This window comes from Neisseria sp. HMSC064D07 (genome assembly GCF_001837185.1).
GTDB classification, from domain to species: domain Bacteria; phylum Pseudomonadota; class Gammaproteobacteria; order Burkholderiales; family Neisseriaceae; genus Neisseria; species Neisseria flavescens_C.
The window spans coordinates 24,428-50,179 of sequence record NZ_KV831706.1 but is presented as its reverse complement, the minus strand read 5'-3'; the positions used below and the strand labels follow the sequence as shown (position 1 = coordinate 50,179).

At 47.0% G+C, this 25,752-nt stretch carries 21 protein-coding genes and 1 pseudogene; 11 read left to right on the top strand and 11 right to left on the bottom strand.

Annotated elements, in window-relative coordinates; translation table 11 throughout:
• Positions 1–8 precede the first annotated feature (8 nt).
• The 4 genes from HMPREF2608_RS09160 to HMPREF2608_RS09145 form a co-directional block, all read right to left on the bottom strand.
• Positions 9–458, bottom strand: a complete 450-nt coding sequence (locus HMPREF2608_RS09160) for an HvfX family Cu-binding RiPP maturation protein (protein ID WP_070826716.1) — start codon at positions 456–458, stop codon at positions 9–11.
• A gap of 223 nt (positions 459–681) precedes the next feature.
• Positions 682–2,991, bottom strand: a complete 2,310-nt coding sequence (gene recQ, locus HMPREF2608_RS09155) for a DNA helicase RecQ (protein ID WP_070826715.1) — start codon at positions 2,989–2,991, stop codon at positions 682–684.
• A gap of 214 nt (positions 2,992–3,205) precedes the next feature.
• The gene (locus HMPREF2608_RS09150; protein ID WP_070734955.1) at positions 3,206–3,541 is read right to left on the bottom strand and encodes a zinc ribbon domain-containing protein YjdM; all 336 of its coding nucleotides are present in this window, start codon (positions 3,539–3,541) and stop codon (positions 3,206–3,208) included.
• A 60-nt stretch (positions 3,542–3,601) separates the two neighbouring features.
• Positions 3,602–3,940: a hypothetical protein gene (locus tag HMPREF2608_RS09145; RefSeq protein WP_004519158.1), complete on the bottom strand. Its 339-nt coding sequence runs from the start codon at positions 3,938–3,940 to the stop codon at positions 3,602–3,604.
• Between the two features lie 443 nt (positions 3,941–4,383).
• On the opposite strand from HMPREF2608_RS09145, the gene HMPREF2608_RS09140 reads away from it, so the two are divergent.
• Positions 4,384–5,340, top strand: a complete 957-nt coding sequence (locus HMPREF2608_RS09140; RefSeq protein ID WP_070606476.1) for a DUF2167 domain-containing protein — start codon at positions 4,384–4,386, stop codon at positions 5,338–5,340.
• A gap of 65 nt (positions 5,341–5,405) precedes the next feature.
• Here HMPREF2608_RS09140 and gltX read toward each other — a convergent pair whose 3' ends face one another.
• Positions 5,406–6,800, bottom strand: coding sequence for a glutamate--tRNA ligase (gene gltX / locus HMPREF2608_RS09135; protein ID WP_070826714.1), 1,395 nt, complete (start codon positions 6,798–6,800; stop codon positions 5,406–5,408).
• A gap of 159 nt (positions 6,801–6,959) precedes the next feature.
• Between gltX and HMPREF2608_RS09130 the strand changes: the two genes are divergently transcribed.
• Entirely contained in the window at positions 6,960–8,054 is a 1,095-nt protein-coding gene (locus tag HMPREF2608_RS09130; RefSeq protein ID WP_070826713.1) for an ABC transporter substrate-binding protein, read from the top strand.
• A gap of 117 nt (positions 8,055–8,171) precedes the next feature.
• Positions 8,172–8,423 (top strand): hypothetical protein, encoded by a 252-nt coding sequence (locus HMPREF2608_RS09125; RefSeq protein WP_070826712.1) that lies wholly within the window; start codon positions 8,172–8,174, stop codon positions 8,421–8,423.
• 70 nt (positions 8,424–8,493) lie between these two features.
• Here HMPREF2608_RS09125 and HMPREF2608_RS09120 read toward each other — a convergent pair whose 3' ends face one another.
• Together HMPREF2608_RS09120 and arsC are read right to left on the bottom strand one after the other, a co-directional pair.
• Positions 8,494–9,150 carry a YdcF family protein gene (locus HMPREF2608_RS09120; RefSeq protein WP_070826711.1) on the bottom strand — a complete coding sequence of 219 codons (657 nt, stop codon included), beginning with the start codon at positions 9,148–9,150 and terminating at the stop codon, positions 8,494–8,496.
• Between the two features lie 25 nt (positions 9,151–9,175).
• Positions 9,176–9,535, bottom strand: a complete 360-nt coding sequence (gene arsC, locus HMPREF2608_RS09115) for an arsenate reductase (glutaredoxin) (protein WP_070826710.1) — start codon at positions 9,533–9,535, stop codon at positions 9,176–9,178.
• A gap of 169 nt (positions 9,536–9,704) precedes the next feature.
• On the opposite strand from arsC, the gene HMPREF2608_RS09110 reads away from it, so the two are divergent.
• Positions 9,705–10,187, top strand: coding sequence for a TlpA disulfide reductase family protein (locus HMPREF2608_RS09110; protein WP_049349226.1), 483 nt, complete (start codon positions 9,705–9,707; stop codon positions 10,185–10,187).
• 75 nt (positions 10,188–10,262) lie between these two features.
• Here the strand turns inward: HMPREF2608_RS09110 and HMPREF2608_RS09105 are convergent, their stop codons facing one another.
• From HMPREF2608_RS09105 to HMPREF2608_RS09090, 4 genes and pseudogenes are all read right to left on the bottom strand, one after another.
• Positions 10,263–13,283, bottom strand: a complete 3,021-nt coding sequence (locus HMPREF2608_RS09105; RefSeq protein WP_070826709.1) for a type I restriction endonuclease subunit R — start codon at positions 13,281–13,283, stop codon at positions 10,263–10,265.
• Between the two features lie 94 nt (positions 13,284–13,377).
• Positions 13,378–14,664: a restriction endonuclease subunit S gene (locus tag HMPREF2608_RS09100; RefSeq protein ID WP_070826708.1), complete on the bottom strand. Its 1,287-nt coding sequence runs from the start codon at positions 14,662–14,664 to the stop codon at positions 13,378–13,380.
• A gap of 119 nt (positions 14,665–14,783) precedes the next feature.
• A pseudogene (locus HMPREF2608_RS09095) lies at positions 14,784–15,020 on the bottom strand (hydroxyacid dehydrogenase); the annotation flags it as partial.
• Complete coding sequence (locus HMPREF2608_RS09090) at positions 15,013–17,394, bottom strand: type I restriction-modification system subunit M (RefSeq protein ID WP_070826706.1); 2,382 nt, start codon at positions 17,392–17,394, stop codon at positions 15,013–15,015. The pseudogene HMPREF2608_RS09095 and the gene HMPREF2608_RS09090, both read right to left, overlap by 8 nt.
• Positions 17,395–17,736: 342 nt before the next feature.
• On the opposite strand from HMPREF2608_RS09090, the gene ftsE reads away from it, so the two are divergent.
• The 7 genes from ftsE to HMPREF2608_RS09055 all read left to right on the top strand — a co-directional run bounded on the left by ftsE (position 17,737) and on the right by HMPREF2608_RS09055 (position 25,657).
• Positions 17,737–18,387: a cell division ATP-binding protein FtsE gene (gene ftsE, locus HMPREF2608_RS09085; protein WP_003681151.1), complete on the top strand. Its 651-nt coding sequence runs from the start codon at positions 17,737–17,739 to the stop codon at positions 18,385–18,387.
• A complete protein-coding gene (ftsX, locus tag HMPREF2608_RS09080; RefSeq protein ID WP_003747810.1) occupies positions 18,384–19,301 on the top strand; it encodes a permease-like cell division protein FtsX in 918 nt (305 codons plus the stop codon). The genes ftsE and ftsX overlap by 4 nt, the downstream gene beginning before the upstream one ends.
• 196 nt (positions 19,302–19,497) lie before the next feature.
• The gene (gene murA / locus HMPREF2608_RS09075; protein ID WP_049333045.1) at positions 19,498–20,751 is read left to right on the top strand and encodes a UDP-N-acetylglucosamine 1-carboxyvinyltransferase; all 1,254 of its coding nucleotides are present in this window, start codon (positions 19,498–19,500) and stop codon (positions 20,749–20,751) included.
• Positions 20,752–20,866: 115 nt separating this feature from the next.
• Positions 20,867–22,564 (top strand): type IV secretory system conjugative DNA transfer family protein, encoded by a 1,698-nt coding sequence (locus HMPREF2608_RS09070; protein WP_070826705.1) that lies wholly within the window; start codon positions 20,867–20,869, stop codon positions 22,562–22,564.
• Positions 22,565–23,172: 608 nt separating this feature from the next.
• Positions 23,173–23,649, top strand: coding sequence for a hypothetical protein (locus HMPREF2608_RS09065; protein ID WP_070826704.1), 477 nt, complete (start codon positions 23,173–23,175; stop codon positions 23,647–23,649).
• Between the two features lie 260 nt (positions 23,650–23,909).
• Positions 23,910–24,593 (top strand): hypothetical protein, encoded by a 684-nt coding sequence (locus HMPREF2608_RS09060; protein WP_070826703.1) that lies wholly within the window; start codon positions 23,910–23,912, stop codon positions 24,591–24,593.
• Positions 24,594–24,613: 20 nt separating this feature from the next.
• On the top strand, positions 24,614–25,657 hold the full coding sequence (locus HMPREF2608_RS09055) for a hypothetical protein (protein WP_070826702.1): 1,044 nt from the start codon (positions 24,614–24,616) through the stop codon (positions 25,655–25,657).
• The last annotated feature ends 95 nt before the right edge of the window (positions 25,658–25,752 follow it).

The following is a 25,752-nucleotide window of genomic DNA, read 5'->3' as shown; positions in this document are numbered from 1 at the left end:
GTGAATCATTAAAGAAAATGCTTGATGCGGTAACAGCGTTTCTTCAGCAGGGCATCCAAAGACAGACGGCCTGCGCCCTGCAATAGGACAGGAAATAAAACCACCAAATAAATCAGTGCCATTTTATAACCGTTGTCGCACACATTGTACCCCAAGCCGGCATGTACCGCAGACCATGCGACAGCCGTTACAACCATCAATCCCAGTGCGGACAGCCGCGTTGCCAAGCCGACGATGAGCAGCGCAGGCAAAACCAGTTCCGCCCACATGGCCAAATTCCAGTTGACCGTATCCGGCAACAAATTGAATGGAAAGGGAAATTGACTGTTGATATCTGCAAACCAGTTTTCCCCGTTCCATTTTTCCAGGCCGGACTCAAGAAATTCATACGCGGCAAAAAGCCTGAGCGTCAACAAGCCGAAAGCGGCCTGCCAAGAGGGGTTGGCTGAGGTGTTCATTTATTTTCCTTATCGATGTGTGTCAAATGGGCTGGGACGAAAAATCAATCGGCACCATCCCATATTTCATGCCTGTTTAGACGAGACAGCTTTGGAAAACTGACAAAACAAATAAAGTTATTTTCTTATTCATTGTTTTATAAAGATTAAAATTTCAAAAAGGCCGTCTGAAACACCATGCTTGATTGGGCTTCAGACGGCCTTTGACAATAAACGCGATCAATTAATCCGCTTGTTTGCACAATTCGACAATTTCCGCGCCATATTTGTCGGTTTTCTCCGCATTCATGCCGTGGATTTCCGCCAGCTCCGCCAAATCTTGCGGCCGTCGGGCGGCAATCGCGCGTAGGGTAACTTTGCTGCATATCTGATAGGCTTCGAGGCCTTCATGGCGGGCAGTATCGATGTTCCACTGAAGCAGACGGCGCATCAATCGGCGTTTGCGTTTATCCTCTTCGCTCAGGCCGTCTGAAAACGGGCGGCAGATGTTTAAAATGCCCTCTCCGTATTGCTCGATACGTTTTTCGCCGAGTTTATACATGCCCAAAAGGTCGATGGGTTCGGCAGGCGTATTGGTCAGCAAATCGTCCATGCTTTCGTTGGAGAATACCGTACCCAGCGTTACTTGATCGGCACTTGCCTGCTGCTCGCGCCAAGTTTCCAAAGCCTGTTTTAAGACCTGTTCGCGCTCGTCCAAGCTGTGGATAACTTGTGCGCTGTCTGTGGAAACCGTACCGGCTTCGGCAGTTTCGCAAACGTCGAGTATCTCCAAACCGAATTTATTGATTTTCGCCTCGCCCAAGCCGTAGATTTGATGTAAATCCTCCAAACTTCGGGGCATTTTCTCGACAATATCGCGCAGGGTTTTGTCGCCGCAAACCACATAGGCCGGCACTTCCTCTGCCCGGGCGCGTTGTTGCCGCCATTGGCGCAATGCCTGCCACAAACGCTCTTCGCGCTCGGTACGCAACCAATCGTCTTTCGGCTTTTGGGTGGCCGTTTTTTCTCGGCGCAGGGGGCGCAGCATGACTTCGGTTTCGCCCTTGAGGACTTTTTTTGCCGCTTCGGTCAACTGCAGGGCTTGGTGCTGCTCGACATTGACGGTGAGATAGCCCAAGCTGATGCACTGGCGGATGACGCTGCGCCATTCTTTGTCGGTCTGTTCGCTGCCGATGCCGAATGTGGATAACTTGTCATGGCCGTTGCGCTGTATCCAATCGTCGCTTTTGCCGCGCAAAAGGTTGGTGATGTAACCGGCGGCAAAACGTTGTCCGGCGCGGTACACGCAGCTGAGTAATTTTTGCACCAACACCGTTCCGTCAAACCGCACGGGCGGATGCAGGCAGTTGTCGCAATGGCCGCAGGGTTCGGATTCTTCGCCGAAATGTTTGAGCAGCAGTACGCGGCGGCAGGCGGCGGTTTCGCAGACGGAAAGCATGGCATCGAGTTTTTGCATTTCGATTTGCTTTTGCACCTCGTCGCTGTTGCCCTCGGCAATCCGTTCGCGCAGCAACACCCAATCGTTCAAACCGTAACACAGCCAGCTCACGGCAGGCAGCCCGTCCCGGCCGGCGCGCCCCGATTCCTGATAGAAATGTTCGACACTTTGGGGCATATCGAGATGGGCGACAAAGCGCACATCGGGTTTGTCTATGCCCATACCGAACGCCACGGTCGCCACCACAATAATATTGTCTTCATGCGTAAAGCGGCGTTGGTTTTCCTCGCGCACGTCCATGCTCAAACCGGCATGATACGGAATCGCCTCCAAGCCGTTTTCACACAAAAACTGCGCCACATCCTCGACTTTTTTGCGGCTTAAGCAATACACAATGCCGCTTTGCCCATGCATCTGCTTGCGGATGAAATCCAGCAATTGTTTTTTGCCATTATTTTTTTCGATAACCTGATAATAAATATTCGGACGGTCAAAGCTGGAGATAAATTCGGGCGCATTGTCCAAGTGCAGATAATGCTTGATGTCGGCTCGCGTGGCCGCATCGGCGGTAGCGGTCAGGGCGATGCGCGGGACGTTCGGATAGCGTTCGGCAAGCAAGCCGAGCTGTTGATATTCGGGGCGGAAATCGTGTCCCCATTGGCTAACGCAATGCGCCTCATCAATGGCAAACAGACTGACGGTTTGTTGGTCGAGAAAACGTAAAAAGCGGTCGGTAACCAAGCGTTCCGGAGCGACATAAAGCAGTTTCAGACGGCCTTGGGCAAGCTTGTCGGCAATATCGCGTGCCTCATCTGCCGATGTGCTGCTGTTGACTGCCGCTGCTTCAATCCCGGCCACATGCAGGCTGGCCACTTGGTCGTTCATCAACGCAATCAGCGGCGATACGACAACCGCCACGCCTTCGCGCATCAGCGCCGGAATCTGGTAACACAAAGACTTGCCCCCGCCCGTTGGCATCAGCACCATCAAACTCTCGCCGCCGGCCAAAGCATTGACGATAGCCTCCTGCTTGCCACGAAATTCGGGATAACCGAATACTTCGTGCAAAATCTGTTTGGCGGTCGGCTGAGGCATAATGGTTCCGTAGAATAGGGGAAAGCGTTATTTTAACGGTTTTGCACCCGCGTATGTGCGGAACATTTTGCCGCCGCTTTTCAGACGGCCTGAAATTTAACCCTATCAAAGTCATTTAATTTTAAATAAATATTTATTTTATTTTGAATGAATAGATAAAGGCCGTCTGAATCCTAATCTTCGGATTTCAAACGGCCTTTCAAAAATAAAATCTTTAGGCTTTTTTGACGAACTCAGATTTCAAGTTCATCGCGCTGCCATCGATTTTGCAACCGATATTGTGGTCGCCCTCTTGCAGGCGGATGCCTTTGACTTTGGTGCCTTGCTTGATGACCATAGAGCTGCCTTTGACTTTCAAATCTTTAATCAAGACTACCGTATCGCCATCTTGCAAGACCGCGCCGTTGGCATCTTTGACTTCCAAGGCATCATCGCCGGCAGCCACAGCATCGGCTTCGTTCCACTCATGGGCGCACTCAGGGCAAACGTATTGAGCTCCGTCTTCGTAAGTGTATTCCGATTGGCATTTCGGGCAGGGAGGTAGGGACATGAGGTTTCCTTATAAACTATGATAAAAGAAGCATAAAACGCAAATAATACAATGTCTAAATTATTGATTCGCCTTGCTGCCGCCTACGCCGTAAACGGCATTCCAAGCCGCGTCCAACATCTGGCCGGCTTGTTGCAGCTTGGCATTTTGCTGCTCTTTCTGAGCCAAGGCCGTCTGAATTTCGCCTTTCAAACGGTCAATATCGGATTGTGCGGCCTGTAAACGGCGCTGCGCGCTTTCCAAATCGCTTTGCAGGGAAATGATTTTGCTGTCGTTGCTGTTTTGCTCATGCAAAGCGGCACGGTAAACCGATTGGACGGACAGCAAACGGTCTTCCGCCTCACCGGCATACGCGGCGGCGGCAGATAGCATCATCAGGGCAAGTAAGGTTTTTTTCATGGGTTTTCCTTTAAAGTTGTTGATTTGTAAAGTAAAGTGCAGAGCCGATTTTTCAGCCGCCAAGTTTACATAATATGCTTGTTGGTCTTTGTTCTTGACGGCTTATTTTATCCAATCCGGACATTCAGGCTGCCGATAAAAGTTAATTCAATCAACTGTTGTGGCAGGCAGGCGGCTATTATTTTCTCATATTCTCCGCCTTATTCCATTATTTTCTGGTTTTATTATAAAAGGCCGTCTGAAAAATTTTCAGACGGCCTTTTTGAGTTTCACAATGATGGCTCTGCCTCTCGTCAAAAAGCTTTCCTGTATTTTTTAAATTACAGTCATATTTAAATATGTAAATATGATTTATTTATTGTAAAATTTACCCTTTAGTCATGCCGGAGCATATGGTGTTGCGGCTGTCTGCATCTTTTTAATTCTTCTTTCATGAGAACCCTATGATGAAAAGCAACCGTCTCGCCTATGCCGTTTTGGCAGCCCTACTATCTATCCAAACCCTACCGGCTTCTGCAGCCAACGCTGATACCGCTTCTGCCGTCGAGGCATCCGGGCAAGAAGCGCAACAAGCCTCAGACTCTATCGCAAACTACGTTGACGACCAGATCGTCCAAGGCCCAGCAACCGTTGATTTGGGCAATCAGGCCAAACTGAAACTGCCTGCAAAAATGGTCTTTGTGAAAAAAAATCGCGCCAATGCCATGATGAGGGAAGCAGGCAACGCCACAGACCCCAACCGCTACGGCCTGATTCTCCCCGAGTCGGAAAACGAGGACGGTGATACTAATTGGATGGTAGACCTAACCTTTACCGATTCCGGCTATATCAAAGACGATGATGCCAAAGAATGGGATGTTGAGGCCATGCTCGAGCAACTGAAAGAAGGCACCGAGGAACAAAATAAAGAGCGTGCCTCCCGCAACCTGCCGGAATTGGAAACACGCGGCTGGGTAGAAAAACCGCAATATGATGCAAAGACCCATCGTCTGATTTGGTCGATTGACGTTCTGAATAAAAACGAACCCGATCCCAATCCTGCCATCAACTACAATACTTTCCAGCTGGGACGCGAAGGCTATATTGAATTGACTATGATCACCGATTTGAAAAGCATAGATCAATACAAACCTATTGTGCAAGAATTGTTGGGTAATATCGAATTCAATGAAGGCAAGCGCTACAGTGATTTCAATGCCGCAACCGACAAAGTGGCTGAATACGGACTGGCTGCCTTGGTTGGCGGTATCGCTGCAAAAAAACTGGGATTATTAGCTTTGGCCGGCGCATTACTGGCTAAATTCGGCAAACTGATTATTTTTGGTGCTGTTGCAGCAGGTGCATTGTTTAAAGGCCTATGGCGCAAAAAAGATAAAAACAAACCGAACGAAGAAGAATAAATAAATCCTGTTCAAAATAAAAAGGCCGTCTGAAACATTTCAGACGGCCTTTTATCATTCATGCCTTACGAACGAATCCGTTTCAACACTTCTTCTTTGCCGATTAATGCCAATACGGCATCGACGCTTGGGGTTTTCGCCGTACCGCAGACAGCGAGGCGTAGGGGCATACCGAGTTTGCCCATTTTAATGCCTTCTTCGTCGCAAAAAGGTTTGAAGAGGTCGTGGATGGCTTCAGCTGTCCAGTCTTCCAGCCCTTCGAGGCGTTCGGCAAAGCGCAGCATACGGGCGGCGGCTTCGTCGTCCCAGTGTTTCTGCACGTCTGCTTCGGCAGGGGTTTGTTTGACGTAGAAGTAGAGGCACTCGTCGGCAAGTGTGTTCAGGTCTTGGGCGCGGTCTTTGACCAATGCCAACACGTCTTCCAAAGCAGGCTTGCTTGTTTCATGGATATCGCGCAGAGCGAGACGCGGTTTCACCATTTCGGCCAGTTTTTCGTTAGCGGTGATTTTGATATGTTCGCCGTTAATCCAGTAGAGTTTCTTCAAGTCCATACGGCTTGGAGACGGGGAAACGTCTTTCAAATCAAACCATTCGATAAATTGTTCCATTGTGAAGAATTCATCGTCGCCGTGCGCCCAGCCCAAGCGTGCCAGATAGTTGAGCATGGCTTCGGGCAGGATACCCATTGCGCCGAAATCGGTGATGGCAACGGTATCGCCGCTGCGTTTGGAGATTTTTTTGCCTTGTTCGTTAAGAATCATCGGCAGGGGGCCGTATTCGGGCAGGGTGGCGCCAATGGCTTTTAAAATATTGATTTGTTTCGGGGTGTTGTTCACATGGTCGTCACCACGGATAACGTGGGTAATGCCCATGTCGTAGTCATCCACGACAACGCAGAAGTTGTAGGTCGGCGTGCCGTCGGCGCGGGCGATAATCAGGTCGTCGAGTGCTTCGTTGGGGATGGAGATTTCGCCTTTGACCAAGTCCGTCCATTTCGTAACGCCGTCCAAAGGCGTTTTGAAGCGGACGACGGGTTGAACGTCGGCAGGGATTTCGGGCAGAGTTTTGCCTTCTTCCGGACGCCAACGGCGATCGTACGTCGCCGTGCCTTCTTTTTCTGCTTTCTCGCGCATGGCTTCCAGCTCTTCTTTGCTGCAATAGCAGTAGTAGGCATGGCCTTTTTCTAAAAGTTCGGCGATGACTTCTTTATAGCGGTCGAAACGGCGGGTTTGGTACACGACGTTGTCGGCGTTGTCGTAGTTCAGGCCGACCCATTTCATGCCGTCGAGGATGATGTTGACGGATTCGGCAGTAGAGCGCGCCAAGTCGGTGTCTTCGATACGCAATAGGAACTCGCCTTTATGATGGCGGGCAAACGCCCATGAAAACAAGGCGGTACGTACGCCGCCGATGTGCAGGTAGCCGGTGGGGCTGGGGGCGAAACGGGTTTTGACGGTCATGATGGCTCCAGAGTCTTTGAAAACAGGTATTTTACTTTTTCGGCAAGGTTTAAACAATGTAAGGCCGTCTGAAAATAATGTCGGCGCAGAAGGACCGTCTGGGAACTTTTCTCCTGAAAACAAAACTAATGATAATCATTTCTTTGAAAGTATCCGCTCATGAACAAACGCGCTTTATTTGCCGCCCTCTCCCTCCTGCCCATTTTTGCCCAAGCCGAAATCAAAACTATCAAAGACGTATTGGGACGCGAAGTCAAAGTCGATGTCCCTGTCAAACGCGCGGTTTTGGCGTTTTACTATCCCGACTATATCGCGGTAACGGGCGCAGACAAATTTAAAAACGTCATCGGCATTTCGCGTGAGTTTTGGGAGAAATTCAATCCCGGCAGCTGGGCGATGTTCAAACAGAAGCTGCCTACGCTGCAAAACATTGCGGACATCGGCAACATCAGCACCGGCACGTTTTCACTGGAGAAAACGCTCGCGCTCAAGCCGGACGTATTGATTCTGGCCGACTGGCAGTATAAGGCCGTCGCCACCCACCTGCCGCGCATTAAAGCGGCAGGCATACCCGTCGTCGTGGTCGATTTCAACGCCGAAACCGTCGCGCGGCACACGCGCAGTGCGGAAATTTTCGGCGAACTCAACGGTACGCAGGCGCGCGCCCAAAAAATTGCCGCCGAATACGCCCGAGGCATTGCCGATATCCAAAAACGCGTCGCGCGCGCCAAGCAGTCCAAACCGAAAATCTATATCGAGTTCGGCGACAAAGGCCCGTCCGAATACAGCTACACCTTCGGCAAAGATATGTGGGGCGCGATTGCCGACACAGCAGGCGGCAACAATATCGCCGCGCCTTACGTTAAAAACTGGGGACCGATAAACCCTGAAAAATTCCTGACGGCCAAACCCGACGTCATCGTCATTTCGGGGACGGAAAACGGCCATAAAGACAAGCCTGGCATTATGGCGATGGGCATAGGCATCAGCCAGGCCGATGCGCAACGCCGCCTGGCCGGATTTGTCAAACGCAAAGGCTGGGCAGACATTCCTGCCGTCAAAAACAAACGCGTTTACGGCATCTACCACACCGCCTCCCGCTCGCTCACCGATTTGGCCAGCGCGCAATTTATCGCCAAAACTCTGTATCCGCAGCAGTTTGCCGACATAGACCCAAACAAGACCTATCTGGACTTCTACCGCAAATACCTGCCCGTCGTGCCGGACGGTACGTTTTACATCCGATTGAAATAGCGGCTGCAAAAATCATAGGCTCAGGCCGCCTGAAGATTCAGACGGCCTGAACATGCTATGCCGATAAAGATTTAATGAGTATAATTACTGTTCTTTCAACAAAATTACTGGGTACGTATGAACGGACAAAACCAAATCGACCAGCCTCAGGCTCCGGTCGTCAGCATCAAAGAATGGTTGCTAACAAACTTGATTTTGATGATTCCGCTAGTCAATATAGTTATGACGCTTGTATGGGCATTCGGCTCAAACACCAATCCGAATAAAGCCAATTATTTCAAGGCTGCCTTGATTCTGTTTGTCATCTATCTGGTACTGGCTGTAGCTGTAGTCATTTTTGGCAGTGCAGCTGCAAATCAATATCAATAAGTAAGTATACATTTAGGCCGTCTGAAACCTAAAAGGATTCAGACGGCCTTTTACATGGATTACCGAAGGCTCAACCACCTATCCAATTCCAAACCGCATCGCTCCATTTGCCGATACGGTAGAGAAACAAAGAATAGCTCTCCTGCATCAGAAACTTGGCTTTCTTGCTGCGCTCGTCAAAGCGCGTGGTCGGAGTGGCGGAGAACTGCGCGTCTGACAAGCCCAAATCGGCGGCCATTTCTTCGGCACGCGCCAAATGATACGGGTCGCTGACAACGATAATGCTGCCGACTCCGTTGGCGTGCATGATGGGGATGATATTGCGCAGGTTTTCGTAAGTGTTGCGCGACATGTTTTCAAACAGGATATTGTGCGCCGGTATGCCCTGCTTGAGCGCGTATCGGCGCCCCACTTCGGCTTCGGTCATAAATCCTTTTTTGGGCGTACCGCCGGTGAAAATGATTTTGCCGACCCGATGGCTTTGGTAGAGCGTGATGGCATGGTTGATGCGCTCACGGAATACCGGCGACGGGCGTTTGTCCCACGCCGCCGCACCTAACACCACCGCCGCATCGGCATGAACGTCCTTCGGCAAGGTTTGCAAACCTGTCCGGTAAATCTGCCATGTGCCGCTCAAAAAAATACCGCACACCAGCAAAACGCTCAAAGCAAGGCCGCGAAACAGGTAATATCGCAGGCCATTGCGGCTTTTAAGCAGGGAAATCATCTTCAGACGGCCTTATCCAACCCCGTCAGCCGAGTAGGGCGGCAATGTTTTCCAACGGACGGCCGATGGCTGCGCGCGTAGGCGTTACCAAAACGGGACGCTCGAGCAGGGCAGGGTGTTCGGCAATTGCCTGAAGCAGGGCGGCATTGTCCAAATCAGGATTATCCAAACCCAATTCTTTGTACAAATCGTCTTTCGTGCGCATCATGCCGCGCACCGATTCGATGCCGAGTTTGGCAAACATATCCTGCAAAGTCGCCAAATCGGGCGCGGTATCCAGATATTTGACCACGTCGGCGGCAACGCCTTTTTCTTCGAGCAAAGCCAGCGCGGCACGCGATTTGCTGCAACGCGGGTTGTGATAAAGTGTGAATTCAGATGACATGAAAGTCTCCGTATTATTGCAAAATCATTCAATGATGGCGGTTATTATCGTCTGCAACTGATTTTTACTCAAACTTTTTACCTGATATCTTGATACGAATCGGTAGGCATGCCCACCAAACCGTTTTACAATAAACACAATTTCGATTGGCAACCTCAAGGATACAACCATGAAAGCCTTAACCGCCCTTCTCTTGTCCGCCACCGTTTTTACCGCTGCGCCGGCCTTTGCCGCCGATGAAACGGCAGGTTGGCAGGACAACAAACCGCAAAGCCTGGAATCGCTCAAAGCCCCCGTCCGCGTGGTCAACCTTTGGGCAACCTGGTGCGGCCCCTGCCGTAAAGAAATGCCCGCCATGTCCGCATGGTACAAAGCGCAGAAAAAAGGCAGCGTCGATATGGTCGGCATCGCGCTGGATACGACCGACAACATCGGCAAGTTCCTGAAACAAACACCGGTCAGCTACCCGATTTGGCGTTACACCGGCGCCAACAGCCGCAACTTCATGAAAGCCCACGGCAACAACGTCGGCGTATTGCCCTTCACTGTCGTCGAAGCGCCGAAATGCGGCTACAAACAAACCATCACCGGCGAAGTCAACGAAAAAAGTCTGACCGCCGCCGTGAATTTGGCCAAGACCAAATGTAAATAAAACAGCGGATAGGGTGCTTAACCTGCGCTGATACCGAGGCCGTCTGAAACCCAACCGTTCAGACGGCCTTTATTTCTACCTAGCCAACGCTCGTTGCAAACTCTGCGTCCAAGCGGTTCTAAATGCGGCATCTGTGGCAAAGAGTTTGTACAGTTCCAATTTAGCTATGCGGCTTTCGTTCATCACCTCGTTCACAATGGCTTGAAAAGCCAATTCACGGGTATGGATATCAGGGTTATTCAGATATTTCTGCTTAAAATCTTTATGTTTGCAGATGCGATTTTTAGTACTGATAAACTCCACCCGTTGTTCATCCGGCGTTGCGCTCCAACCTTGAAACCATCTTTCGTTAAAGACACGAATAATTTCATCAATCGGATCTTTTTCTTTATCTTCACCATGCGTGCCGCGTGGATTTGGATTTTGTGGGTCAAGCTCTGTTTCTTCATCATCTAATTTAATGCTGTAATTCAGTTTGGTGCGCGCCAAGCCGTAAGAGCTTAAATCCACAGCATCTAAAATTTCATCAAATTCATCCATCGGATCTTGTACTTTTAATTTTGGTACTAAGAATTTGAGGAACCAATAGAGCTTTTCCCAAGCGATATTTTCAAAATTAATGATAGAGGCCATTTGCCCGTAAATTTTTAAAAACTGTTTTGCCTTGATTTTAAAATCGACTTTTTGGGTTGGCTCAAGCGCCAACTCATGGTCGAAACGTTGAACCGCTACATCAATGATACTGCTTAATTGTTGTGCGTCTTTATTGGCAAAATAGCCTTCAGTAAAGTCGTTGACCTCCGCTTGTTCATACACGCCGGTTTCATCCAACTGATCTTTCAAATCATGCAAGACATTGACATCGGTTGCTTGCGACAACGACGTAGAAGTATAAAACGGCTCAAATGCTTGCTGAATATCTTCAACGCTGTTAAAAAAGTCCAACACAAACAAATCTTCCGTGCGTTTACCCAACTTATTCGCACTGCGATTTAAACGAGATAAAGCTTGCACACAAAGTACGCCGGAGAGTTTCTTATCCACATACATCGCACACAATTTCGGCTGGTCGAAACCAGTCAGATATTTATTGGCAACCACCAGCAAACGATATTCATCTTGATCGAAATACTCTTTGGTTTCACTTTCTGCAAACCCATTCATTTCCGCTTCGGTGTATTCAACGCCATCAACCACTTTACTGCCTGAAAACGCAATCGCAATTTTAAATGGATTGCCTCGCTCAGCCAGCAAGCGGTTTAACGCCTGAAAATAGCGAATGGCGGTTTCAATATTTTGCGTTACCACCATTCCCTTGGCTTTGCCTTTGAGCTTTTTACGGTTAAAGATTTGCTGGATAAAATGATCCAGCATCACCTCCGCTTTAGTATCAATCGTTTGTTGCGAACGCTCTACATAAGCTTTCAGACGGCTTTGTGCCTTCTTACTATCAAATTCCGGATTATCTTCAATCGATTTAGTGATCTCATAAAAACTTTTATAAGTAGTGTAATTCGCGATTACATCCAAAATAAAGCCTTCTTCAATCGCTTGCTTCATGGAATAAAGGTGGAACGGCTTAAATTTACCATCCGCCTGTTTCTCGCCGAATTTTTCCAAAGTGCTGTTTTTCGGTGTGGCGGTGAAAGCAAAATACGACGCATTGCCGCGCATTTTGCGGGATTGCATGGCTTGTAAAATCAAATCTTGCACATCTTCGGCATCAAGGTCTTCCGTTTTGCCGATGGCTCGGTTCATATTGTCGTGTGCCGAACCGGATTGTGAGCTGTGCGCCTCATCAATAATCACCGCAAATTGTTTATCACTCAAATCAGCGATGCCATCCACAATAAACGGGAATTTTTGAATCGTGGTGATGACGATTTTCTTACCCTGCTCAAGCGATTGCCGCAATTCTGCCGAACTCAACGCCGGCGCAACAATGTTTTTCACTTCTGAAAAATCTTTGATATTGTCGCGCAGTTGCTTATCCAGCAGACGGCGGTCGGTTACGACAATCACCGAATCAAAAATCGGGCGGTCTGCCTCTCTACCGTTTGCCGCCTTTTCATTGCGCGGATAAGCTTCAATCAACTGATACGCCAGCCAAGTAATGGAATTAGACTTGCCCGAACCGGCAGAATGTTGAATCAAATAACGTTTACCCACGCCTTGTTCGCTGACATCAGCAATCAAACGGCGCACCACCTCTAATTGATGATAGCGGGGGAAAAAGAGCGAGCGTTTCTCCAGCGGATCTTTGGTTGAACCATCTAAACGCATAAAATGCTGAATAATGTTGGCAAGGCTGGCTTTGCTGAACACCTCTTGCCATAAATACGACGTGCGGTGTCCGTTTGGATTCGGCGGATTGCCCTTACCGCAGTTGTTGCCCAAATTAAACGGCAAGAAAAACGTAGCAGGCCCCGCCAATTTGGTGGTCATATAAGCTTCTTCCGTATCTAAGGCAAAATGCGCCAAACAACGCCCGAAATGAAACAGCGTTTGGCTTAAATCTCGGTTGCGATATTGTTTTTGGGCATCAATGGCCGTCTGACCCGTCCAATGGTTTTTCAGCTCAAGAGTAATAATCGGCAAGCCATTGACAAACAGCACCATATCCACCGTTTCATTGCTTGAGGCAGAATAAGGCACTTGGCGCATACAGCTAAACCGATTCTGTTCAAAACGCTGCTTGACCTTTTCGCCGCTGCTGGCAAGTGGAACGGGGTAGAGCAAATCAAAATGGGCGCTATCAATATCCAAGCCTTTTTTCAGCAGGTGCAACACGCCGTTTTTCTTTATTTGGCGGTCTAAACGCTCTAGAATTTTACGCTGCCAGTCGTTTGGGTTGAGCTGTCGAAAACGGGCAAGTTCTGCCTCTTGGCTGGTTTGCAGGAATTGCCAAAACAGGCGCGTGTCAATCGCAAACTGCGCATCAAAATCCTGTGAAAATGCCAGCTCAAAACCATGATGGCACGGCAGGTATTCCGCCTTCGGCTCGCCCAGCTTATTTTCCATGTTTTCACGCCAAGTGCCGGTTAAGGCTTTTTCGATGGCAATTTCTAAATCTTTTTCCTTAGTTCCTGAAACCATTTTTCACCCTTTTGTGAATTTTTTAAAATTTATTCATTACGCCCAAGTTGTAGCGCCAATATTCAAAATCCATCGGATTTTTTGGCCGCACTTTTCACACCGATACCCGCACCTTGCCGGTTACCGCATAGTCAATTAACACGCTTTTGTATTCTTTTAGCTTTTCAATATGGGCTGTTTTTAATGCGATGGCTTGGTCAATTTTAGCGGTTTGTTTGTCTAGGTAGTCTGCGATTTGTTCTTGCTCGCTCGCATTTGGAAAAGGCAACTTTAGACTTTTTATTTTTTCTTGGCTTATATTAGGTTGACCACCGCCATAAGACATAGCAACTAAACTTTCTTTTATTCCCTGAAATAGATAAAAAACATACTTCATTTCTATATTCAAAGCTGTGCTTAATACACAACAAGCTTGATTTGTTGTTGTCTCAATTTGCAGTAATCCAACTTTTCCTATTGTTGCTCCATACATAGCAATTACAAGACTATTTTTAGGATAAATTTTCAGAGTTGAATAAGCTTGTAAGGCTTTATGAGTAATTGTTTTGCTGGTTTTATAAATATATCCATCAGTTAAATCACCCGTTTGCAACCAATTAATATTTCCCTCATAAAAACTAGGATCACTAGAGTTTGGTGTTGTACCACTACCAATATTTGGGAAAATATGAGTAATTTTCTTCACTTCCCAATGCTCCGGCACTTGCCCTATCCATTCCACACCGGAATCTTTTAACGGCACATCAGGGTTTAAGCCTCGGGTTACGGCATTTTGAATCAGAATCTGCTTGTGCTCTTTCAACAGGGCAATCTGCTTTTCCGCCAAATCCACCGCCTGATCGATTTTAGCGGTTTTATCGTCTAGGAATTGTGCGATTTTTTGTTGTTCGGAGAGAGGAATATCAATAATAGGTAACCGTTTAAAGTCTAAAAAACTTAAATTCTGTCTCAGTCCAGAACCAAATTTATAAAGTACTTTAGTAATGTCTAAAGTATGAAGATAATAATGTAAAAATTTAGCAGAATAATTATTTATAACCTTTAAATTCAGATAAGCACTCGTAATAATACCTTTATCTTTTGCTAACCCTGTTCGTAAACTAGTTTGATCGTTTTGCAAATCAGTACAACGAATAATAATATCGTTTGGTTCTACAATCTGATAGGTTTCAAATGATTCAGGAACAAGGCCAACTAATTTTTCCTCAGGTTTTATAATTATTTGACCATAACTCAATGAAAGAACAGTTTTTTCTTTCATTCCTTTATTATCACGTTTATTTTCTCTGAATACATTCATTCCTATAGTCAATCCCCAATGGCTCGGCACTTCCCCCAGCCATTCCACACCCGAATCTTTGTAACTCTCGTATCGTCTCATTTGTAAAAAATCCTTAAAATCTGACCGCTTTTGTAGGGGGCATACCTTTAACTATCGTTTATCTTTTAACTGTTTGATTTCTTTTTGCCGATTTTCTAATATTTTTAAATCTTCGTTTAATGTTTCACTTGATATTCTTTGCCGTCTTGGGCAGTTATTAAATAATCCTTAATAACTGAATTTTCATCTAACTCTTTATCTTTTAATATATTTTTTATATGAGTGGTTATATTTGGTACAGAGGTGTCAAAAAGTTCTGCCAACTGATTTTGTGTAAGCCAAGCTTCGTTTTCCATCACTAATAATGCAACATTGGCTTTGCCGTCATCAGTATTATAAATAATTAAATCACTCATAGATTTCCTCCAAAATTTCACTAATCAAGCCGTCAGCCTGTTTTTCTAACGCCAAAATATCTTGGGCCACTTCTGCAAGGCTGCGCAATGGTTTGTGGCGGTAAAAATATTTATTAAAGCTGATTTCATAGCCAATTTTCACACTTTCCATATTCAGCCATGCTTCACTGATGTGCGGTTGCACTTCGGCTTTGAAATAGTCGTGGATATTTTGTTTGAGCGGTATGGATTCGCTGTCGCGCAAGTCGCTGCTGGTTTCGTATTGGAGATATTCGCCCGCTTTGCCGGTGGCGTAATAGCCAAAGTCTGCCAGCTCGTCGGCTTGGCATTGGTAGCGTTGGCAAAGGGCGTCCAATTCGTTTGGTTTGAGCTTGAGTGTTTTGGCAATCACTTTGGCGGTATTTTCGTTGTACCAGCTTACGGCATTGAAAATGGCCTTTTTCTCTGTGGTAGAAAGGGAGATTTTTTCGGTTTTCAGACGGCCTTCCACGGCTTGTTTGAATTGGTTGAAATCGTCAAATTGGGTTGAGCCGAAATGTTCGAGCAAGGTTGAGGCCGTCTGAAAAAGTGCGGCGGCTTTTTCCCACGTTTTGACATCCAGCAGCTTGGCTTTGTTTCTGTTGTTTAAGGCAATACCTTGCGACTCACACCAAGCGCTGATTTCTGGCTCGGTTTTGGCTAAATATTCGGCGTTGTAAACTTGTTCGCCATGTTGCTGATAAAGATATTGCATCGGCTCAAACAGGGCTTTGTCAAAACGTAAAGACGCAATATTTTCGGCGGTAAATTGTGTAGAACGACGATCCGGGCGTTCGATGGTGACTTTGTAATAGCCGAAATCTTGATTGTCAAAAATCTGCGAAGCCAAGCCGACCGCTTCATTTTGGCTGTCGGTTTCGCGTGCTTTGGCGGTGAAATCAAGATAGTTTTGGGTAATCTCCGCAATATGTTCCGGCGCGAATTCACAGTTTTTGTCGCCGAGGTTTTTACGCAGCTTACGGAATAATAGGCTGGCATCAATCAGCTGAACTTTGCCTTTGCGCGACTCAGGTTTGTTGTTGGACAGCAACCAGATATAGGTGGTAATGCCTGTGTTATAGAACAGGTTGTTAGGCAGCTGTACGATGGCCTCCAGCAAATCATTTTCAATGATATGGCGACGGATATTGCTTTCTCCTGAACCTGCATCGCCAGTAAAGAGGCTTGAGCCGTTATGCACGGAGGCCACTCGGCTGCCGATTTTGTTGTCATTCGGCGATTTCATTTTGCTGACCATTTCCATTAGGAATAGCAGCTGTCCGTCGCTGGAGCGTGGCGTGGCATCGAGGGTTTCTTCATTGCCCCAGTAATCAGGCAAGCTGACTTTAAAGCGGCTGTCGATAACATCGTTGCCGTCTTTAATATAAGCTTGGTCGCTGCTCCAGCTTTTGCCGTATGGCGGATTGGAAAGCATGAAGTCAAAGTAATTGCCTTGGAAGCTGTCGGTAGCAAGAGTAGAGCCGACTTTGATGTTTTCAGGGTTGTCGCCTTTAATCATCATGTCGGATTTACAGATGGCGTAGGTTTCGTCGTTGATTTCTTTACCGAATAGGAAAATCGAGCGCTCGCCTTGCGATTCTGGCAGCGGATATTTTTGTTCAATAAAGTTTTGTGATTCGGTCAGCATACCGCCGCTGCCGCAAGCCGGGTCGTAAATCGTAATAATCGCCGGGATTTGGTTTTTTAGCGGATCAAAGACCAAATGCGTCATCAGCTCAATCACTTCGCGTGGCGTAAAGTGTTCACCGGCTTCTTCGTTGTTTTCTTCGTTAAATTTACGGATTAGTTCTTCAAACACATAGCCCATGCCAAGATTGCTCAAAGCTGGCAATTTGTTGCCATCCGGGTCTTGTTGCTCTTTAGGGGTAAGATTGATGTAAGGGGAGACAAATTTTTCCAACACACTCAGCAAAACATTTTTATGAGACATGTGGCGGATTTGTTCACGCAGCTTGAAGCAGTTGATAATTTCCTGCACGTTGGCACTAAAACCATCAAGATATTCTTCAAAATTGGCCAGCATATACTGCGGCGTATTGCTGGCGGTTTGATAGAGGGATTTTAATGTCCATTTTGAGGTGTTATAAAAAACATGGCCGGTAATTTTTTTAAGGGGAAGGTCATCCAATTCGGTGAATGCCAATTCTTCTTTTTGAAAGCGTACTTCTTCCAATACTGCTTCTTTGCTTGGCTCAAGCAAGGTATCCAAACGGCGAAGTACAAACATCGGCAAGATCACATCACGATATTTACCGCGCACATAGACATCGCGCAGACAATCGTCTGCAATGCTCCAGATAAAAGAAACCAACTTGTTATGAACGGAATGATCCATATTTATTCCCACTTAATATTACGAAATTATTCTGGGTATTGTTGCCTATTTTGAATAAGGATTCAATTAGAAACATTGCTTATCTTTGTTTGTATTCCTACTTTTGGGGGAATACGCCGATAAACTCAAAAGGCCGTCTGAAACCCAATCGTTCAGACGGCCTTTTTTCAAACCATATTGCTTTGTGTTGCAAACTGGCAGTGTATCCACAGGCAGAACCGGGGTTTCACTATCAAAAAGCAGCCGAAATATTTATAATCTGTGAATATCCCCATTTTTTCAGACGACATGTTGCCCTATCGATGACGCCGGCCGTCTGAATCCCTATTTTCAGGAAAACCCATGATCCGTTTCGAACAAGTTTCCAAAACCTATCCCGGCGGTTTCGAAGCCCTGAAAAATGTCAGTTTCCAGATTAACAAAGGTGAGATGATTTTTATCGCCGGCCATTCGGGCTCGGGCAAATCCACCATTTTGAAGCTGATTTCAGGCATTACCAAGCCTACCAAAGGCAAGGTTTGGTTCAACAATCAAGACCTCGGCACCTTGAGCGACAATCAGATCGGCTTTATGCGCCAACATATCGGCATTGTCTTCCAAGACCACAAAATCCTCTACGACCGCAATGTCTTGCAAAACGTTATCCTGCCTTTGCGGATTAGCGGCTATCAGCCGCGCAAAGCGGAAGAGCGCGCGCGTATTGCGATTGAGAAAGTCGGCTTGAAAGGCCGCGAAAACGATATGCCCATCACTTTGTCCGGCGGCGAACAACAGCGTTTGTGCATCGCGCGCGCAGTGGTTCACCAACCCAGCCTGCTGATTGCCGACGAGCCGTCCGCCAGCCTCGACCGCGCCTACGCGTTGGATATTATGGAATTGTTCAAAACCTTCCATGAAGCAGGCACGACCGTGATTGTTGCGGCGCACGATGAAACGCTGATGGCGGATTACGGCCACCGCGTCTTGCGCCTGCAGAAAGGACGTCTCGCATGAGCATGATTCATTACATCTCGTTACACGTCGAATCGGCACGCGCCGCGCTCAAAGAGCTTTTGCGCCAACCCATCGGCACGCTGCTGACCCTGCTCATGCTTGCCGTTGCCATGACCTTGCCGCTTTTTATGTATTTAGGCATCCAAAGCGGTCAAAGCGTATTGGGCAAACTCAACGAGTCGCCGCAAATTACGGTTTATATGGACACCGATGCGGCAAGTTCTGATGCCGATACGGTGAAAAACCTGCTCCAACGCGACAGCCGTATCGATAAAGTCCGCTTTATCAGCAAGCAGGAAGGTTTGGAAGAATTGCAGACCAATCTCGACCAAAACCTCGTTTCCATGCTCGATGGCAACCCGTTGCCCGACGTCTTTATCGTTACGCCCGACCCTGCCACTTCTCCGGATCAGATGCAGGCCATCTATAAAGACATTACCAAACTGCCGCGCGTCGAATCGGCAACCATGGATACGGAATGGGTACAAACCCTTTATCGTATTAACGAATTTATCCGCAAGATTTTGTGGTTCCTCTCGCTGACTTTGGGCATGGCCTTTGTCTTGGTGGCACACAACACCATCCGCCTGCAAATCCTCAGCCGCAAGGAAGAGTTGGAAATCACCAAGCTGTTGGGTGCGCCCGCTTCCTTCATCCGCCGTCCTTTCCTTTATCAGGCAATGTGGCAGAGTATTTTCTCCGCCGCCGTCAGCTTGGGCTTGTCGGCTTGGCTGCTGGCAGAAGTACGGCCGCTGGTGGACGCGATTTTCAAACCCTACGGCCTGAACATCGGCTGGCGTTTCTTCACATTTAGCGAAGTGTCGCTGGTATTCGGCTTCGTCATCGCGCTGGGCGTATTCGGCGCATGGCTGGCCACCACGCAACACCTCTTAGGCTTCAAAGCCAAAAAATAAGCCTTGGCAAACAGGCCGTCTGAACCATTCAGACGGCCTGAAATCTTATCCTTTCGCAACTTAAACAAACCTTGTGAAAATTTAATACTGCCAAATCTAACAGCAAGGGCATAATCCCTTATAATTGATGGTTTATTATTCATCTCATTTCATTTGTGCGGCATAAACCGTGCAGACAAATAACGAAAGACATCCTGTGGACAAACTCAAAATCTCTGCCAACGGCCCCCTCAACGGCGAAATCATCGTATCCGGCGCAAAAAACGCCGCCCTGCCGCTGATGTGTGCCGGCCTGCTGACTTCCGGCACTTTACGCTTGAAAAACGTACCCATGCTCGCCGACGTCAAAACCACCCAAAAACTGCTGCAAGGCATGGGCGCACGCGTTTTGACCGACAACATCTCCGAATTTGAAATCAACGGCGGCACTGTCAACAACACCTGCGCACCTTACGAGCTGGTAAAAACCATGCGCGCATCCATCTTGGTTTTAGGCCCGACCCTCGCCCGCTTCGGCGAAGCCCAAGTCAGCCTGCCCGGCGGCTGCGCCATCGGTTCGCGTCCGGTTGACCAACACCTCAAAGGCCTCGAAACCATGGGTGCGGAAATCACCATCGAACACGGTTACGTCAAAGCCAAAGGCCGTCTGAAAGGCACGCGCGTTACCATGGATGTCGTGACCGTAGGCGGCACTGAAAACCTGTTGATGGCGGCCACACTTGCCGAAGGCACCACTATCCTCGAAAACTGCGCCATCGAACCCGAAGTCGTTGATTTGGCCGAATGCCTTGTCAAAATGGGCGCAAAAATCAGCGGCATCGGTACAGCAACCATGACCATCGAAGGCGTAAAAGAGCTGCACGGCTGCGAACACAGCGTTGTTCCCGACCGTATCGAAGCCGGTACCTTCCTCTGCGCCGTCGCCATGACCGGCGGCAAAGTCGTCCTGCGCAATGCCGCCCCAAAAACCATGGAAGTCGTGTTGGACAAACTGACCGAAGCCGGCGCCATCATCGAAGCAGGCGACAACTGGATTTCCATCGACATGCAGCAACGCCCCAAAGCCGTCGACATCCGCACCGTCGTCCACCCAGGCTTCCCAACCGACATGCAGGCGCAGTTTATGGCCATGAACGCTATTGCCGAAGGCAGCAGCCGCGTGGTGGAAACCATTTTTGAAAACCGCTTCATGCACGTTCCCGAACTCAACCGCATGGGTGCAGACATCACCACTGAAGGCAACACCGCCTACATCAAAGGCGTGGAAAAACTCTCCGGCGCCGTCGTGATGGCAACCGACCTGCGCGCCTCCGCCAGCCTCGTCATGGCCGGTTTGGTCGCAGATGGCGAAACCATCGTCGAACGCATCTACCACCTCGACCGCGGCTATGAATACATCGAGAAAAAACTCGGCGGCGTAGGCGCAAAAATCGAACGCGTACGCGGTTAAGAACCTTGTGTAAAAAAGGTCGTCTGAAAGCTTTTTCAGACGACCTTTACTGCTAAAGATTGCTTATTGATTTCTAAAACCGATTTAATCATCTAAAGTTAAGAGGCATATAAAAATGACCCTACGCAACAAATTCATCATTACGGCAATTTTATTGCTGCTTTCCTTGGTTGCCGGCAGCTACCTTTCCGGCTTTATCTTACTGCAATGGCTGGGACTGGATAAAACCCCGCTGGTACTGACGACATGGTTCAAATATTTCAATACGCTGCATCTTCCTCAGGTTGCAGCGTATTCTTTACAAATTAAGACATCAGGTATAGCCGGCTTCGGTCTGCCGTTGCTGGCCTACCTGTTCAGCCTCGTTCCCATATGGAGGACAGCTTCCCCCAGCCTGCACGGCGAGGCAAGGTTTTCAGGAATGTCGGACCTGGTAAAGGCAGGCTTTTTCAAGCAATCCGATACATCGTTAGTCGTCGGCAAATACAACGGCAAGCTGTTGCATTACAGCGGCCAGCAGTTTGCATTGCTGGCGGCACCGACCCGCTCGGGTAAAGGTGTCGGTATCGTGATACCGAACCTGTTGAGTTACAAAAGCTCGGTCGTAGTTTTGGATATCAAACAGGAAAACTTCAACCTGACCAGCGGCTACCGCAAAAAGGTATTGGGTCAGGAAGTCTATCTGTTCAACCCTTTTGCCGAGGATGGTAGGACGCACCGTTGGAACCCGTTTACCTATGTTTCTTCCGATCCCGACCAGCGGGTATCGGATTTGATGTCGATAGCGGCAATGCTGTATCCGGACGGGGACAGCCGGGATAAGTTCTGGGTGGCTCAGGCAAGAAATGCGTTTTTGGCGTTTTCGTTATACCTGTTCGATAAGCACGCATACCGCAAAAAAGCAAGCAACAACGGCATCTTATTGTCCAATAGTCAGCCTCCGTGCACTCTAGGCAAGATTTACCGCCTTTCTTCAGGCAACGGTACCGAACTCAAAGAATACTTTACCTCCCTGTCTCAAAAAACCTTCCTGAGTGAAGCAGCCAAAACCGCCTTTTCCGGTTTAATCTCCCAAGAGAAGGAAACCTTCGGCTCCATCATGGGTACCTTTAAAGAACCGCTCAACCCGTGGATCAACCCCGTCATTGACGCCGCCACCTCCGCCGATGACTTCCTGCTCACCGACGTGCGCAAAAAGAAAATGACCGTCTATATCGGCATCCTGCCCAACAAGCTTGCCGAATCGAGGGTCATCGTCAACCTGTTCTTCTCCCAACTTATCAACCAAAACACCAAAGAGTTACCGCAGGACAATCCCGATTTGAAACACCAGTGCCTGTTGCTGATGGACGAATTTACCAGCATAGGCAGAGTGGAAATCATTGCCCATTCCGTCAGCTACATGGCGGGCTACAACATCCGCTTGTTTCCGATTATCCAATCCGTCGCCCAACTGGACGCCGTTTACGGCAAAGAATACGCCCGCACGATCATCACCAACCATGCGCTGCAAATCATCTATACGCCGAGGGAGCAGCAGGATGCGAACGAATACTCCGAAATGTTGGGCTATACCACAGTAAAACGCAAAAACGTCAGCCGCGGACGCGAACGCAGCGTTTCGGAAAGCGAAGAGCGCCGCGCGCTGATGCTGCCGCAGGAATTGAAAGGAATGAGTCAGGACAGTGAAATCATCATTTACGAAGGTATGGCACATCCGGCGAAGGTAAACAAGATTCGCTACTATCAGGATGGAATGTTTACCAAACGGCTGAAGGGGGCGGTGAAGGTAGCCTCGTTGAAAGGTGGGTAGCAATAAGTAAAGTAAGGTCGTCTGAAAACGGGTTAGGATTGGTTTTCAGACGAATTGCTGTTATTCTGATATAAAATAGAAAGCAATGATTGAATCGATATTTTTCTTGGGAATTAGTAAATGAAAACATTTATACCAGAATTTTTTAAAATAACTTTGTATGGGTTTGCTGGTATTATATTATAGCGCTATTGATAATATTCCTGATTAGAAACTATATGTTACATGAATCTCCGCACAGTTTAAAAATATGGCATGATACATCTGCAAAAAATGTTATTCTGGAGAAGTTAACAGTTAATAATAGAGAGGTTTTTAACGCAATAGGATATAGATTGGATAAAAAGGACTGGAATAGTATGCAGGTGGAAAGTCCTGAAATTAAGATTTCTTCCTCGAGTCAAAATATATCTATTCAATTTAATCTATCTGTGGATGGAAAACTTGACAGGCGCAATGTAAAGTTCAAACTGAAGGACAATTTGTTCGATACGAGTAACTTTTGTAAATTCCAAAAACGTAAATTGTGTATGTGATGGAATGGATTATTAATTTAGATTAAATAAGGTAACTTATGTCAAAAAAAACCGTCCCTTATTGGTGAACGTATGAAGCAACCAATAGCTTTAGAAAAGAAGATTGCTATTGTAAGCGTTGTTCTGAGTCTGTTATTGCCTTTGGCTTATTTAATCTATATCAACATAAGATACTATGGATACTTTTCGATAGATCGGAGTCTTATTGAAAATTTACTTGGTTTTTGGGTTTCTATTGCAGCGAGTTATTGCCTATATATGCGTTTACGCAGCGGGGCAGTAATTGGCGCAATATTTCTTTCATTGGTTTTGTATTGTTGGATGGCATACGATATTTTGACTTCTATAGATACCAAAGCAGGCATTGCATGGATTTTCTATTATATTTGGGGACTGTTTTGTTTTATAAGTTCAATTTATCCTTCAATTAAGAAGCCAAGATTTTTTACAAAATCAGCATGGAGTGCATTTTTTGCAGCGATTGCAACCAATTTATTCGGTACAATTTTAATAATTTTCCTCTGTATATTAGGAAAACAAATATTATAGTCAAATTTTTTTCAAGGATAAATCATGGTGGACGGATTAAAAAAATATACTGTAACAGTTTATATTGCTGCTCTATAGATCACGAAGACTATCTTTCAACCAATATTATCGTAGCAGGTTTTTTAATACAGGATATAGGGGGATATTACAAACTTACGGTTAGACCGTTGAAGCAATATCCCGATTATCCCAAGTTGAAATTAGGTATTTATGTCAATATAGAACGTACCCCAAAATGATTTTACAGAAAGGAAATTATTATGAGCGGAAAAAGATGTACCCTGACGATTTTGGGATTTCTAACAGCCCTTTTAAGTGCCTGTTCCCAATACGGCGACCCGTACAAAGACGTGCCGAAAGAGGTTGACGGACATCCGGTGTACGAAGTGCCGTTTGAGCAGCCGTTGGTTATCGATCCGAAGAAGGAGCAGGTGTTTTATTTCAAATTGAAGAAAAAATATCTTCCTAAGAATCAGGCTCGTAATCAAACCATATATATTATGACAATGTATCCGTATGAAGATAAAAAATATTTTGACATTGATAATGGGATTATCATGAATGATATTTTAATTAAAAATAAATTGCTAAAATTTGAGACAAAACTTGCCCATTTCGATAAAAACGGAAAGAAAACCCAAATTGGACTGAGCGACAGCCATATCTATCGTTCGGATTTGTTTGATGCTCCTCTCGAGGCAGTCAATATACCTCGATTTCAAAGCAATCAGACACAATTTATAGCAGATACTGCTATCAGCAGTCCGTCTCCAAGAGTATTTGACGGTGAAGAATACAGCATTTATGAAAATTCGATGGCGTATTTCCTAATACAGGAAAAAGGAGGCTATTACCGCCTATCAATCCGAGCCTTACACCAATATCCTGACTATCCGAAGCTTAAATTGGCGGTATATGTAAGTTTTCCACCTAGCGGCAAATAATTTTTTAAACAGGAAATGTAATGAATAACAAAAAATACACTTTGACCATTTATGTGGCTGCACCCGGCACACCTCTATTTGATATAGACACGGGGAAACCTCAATTGGATGAGGAAACAAAGCAGCAAAAAACCTCCCTGCCCGGTCATGTATTCTACGGCATCAGCGAAGATGGCGGACGTACCATCCATTCCTACGGTTTTGCTCCGCCTAAAGATACCGAGAAATATCATTGGTATCATCCCGACAAACCGGGGGATGTACAAAAAGGCGAGCACAAAGAGTACCGAAATCCGGTTTACGAACGCACTATGGAGATTACCGTAGAACAATATAAAGCATTACAGAAATTTGGGGAAAACCCTCAAAATTACGGTTTCAACAGAAGCACTTATAACTGGACGACCAACAGTTGCATCGACTTTACTTTTACCGCCCTCTACCGCAGCGGAATATATAAGGGTAAGGAATACATCCATCATTTCGAGGGGGTAGAGGTGGGCAGAACCCGTAATAATTCGCACGAAGGGGCAATCAGGGTATTGCCGAATATTGAAGAGTTCGACAAGATTCCCAACCAGATGCCCGACAGCAATTTGAACCGCACCATCAAAAGAGAAATGCCCAGCCGTACTTTCGGACAGTGGCTTATCAGTGAAAACGAACGCGAACAGCCGTATCAATATGCGCAGGCGGCAGGTGGCTTTTCCCCCGACGTGCAACCCCTATACGAAAAAGCCAGAATCCTGCTTACCGAACTCAACCAAAGGGAAAATGTCTACCAATCCGCTACGGAATTCAACAACACAGCCGCCTTCATTACCGTCGCCATGCAAAAAGCGAAAATGACCGATGCCGACGTTATCGGTAGGGTGGACGGCAAACTCCACGTTATCCATGATATGGAAGAATTGGATGTCGCCATCGTCGATCCCAAAACAGCGGCTCAGACGCCTGTTGCCGACAGCGTGGCTCAAAGTAAGCAAACGGAACAACAGTTTGAATATGAAACGCAACAAAGGCAGTTGGCGCAATCCCAATCGCGCGGGATGATGATTTCGTAAGCGAAGATGCTGAACCGAATCGAAAGGTCTTAATCTTTCTGCTAAGTCTCAAAAGGCCGTCTGAAACACCGGCAATCGGGTTTCAGACGGCCTTT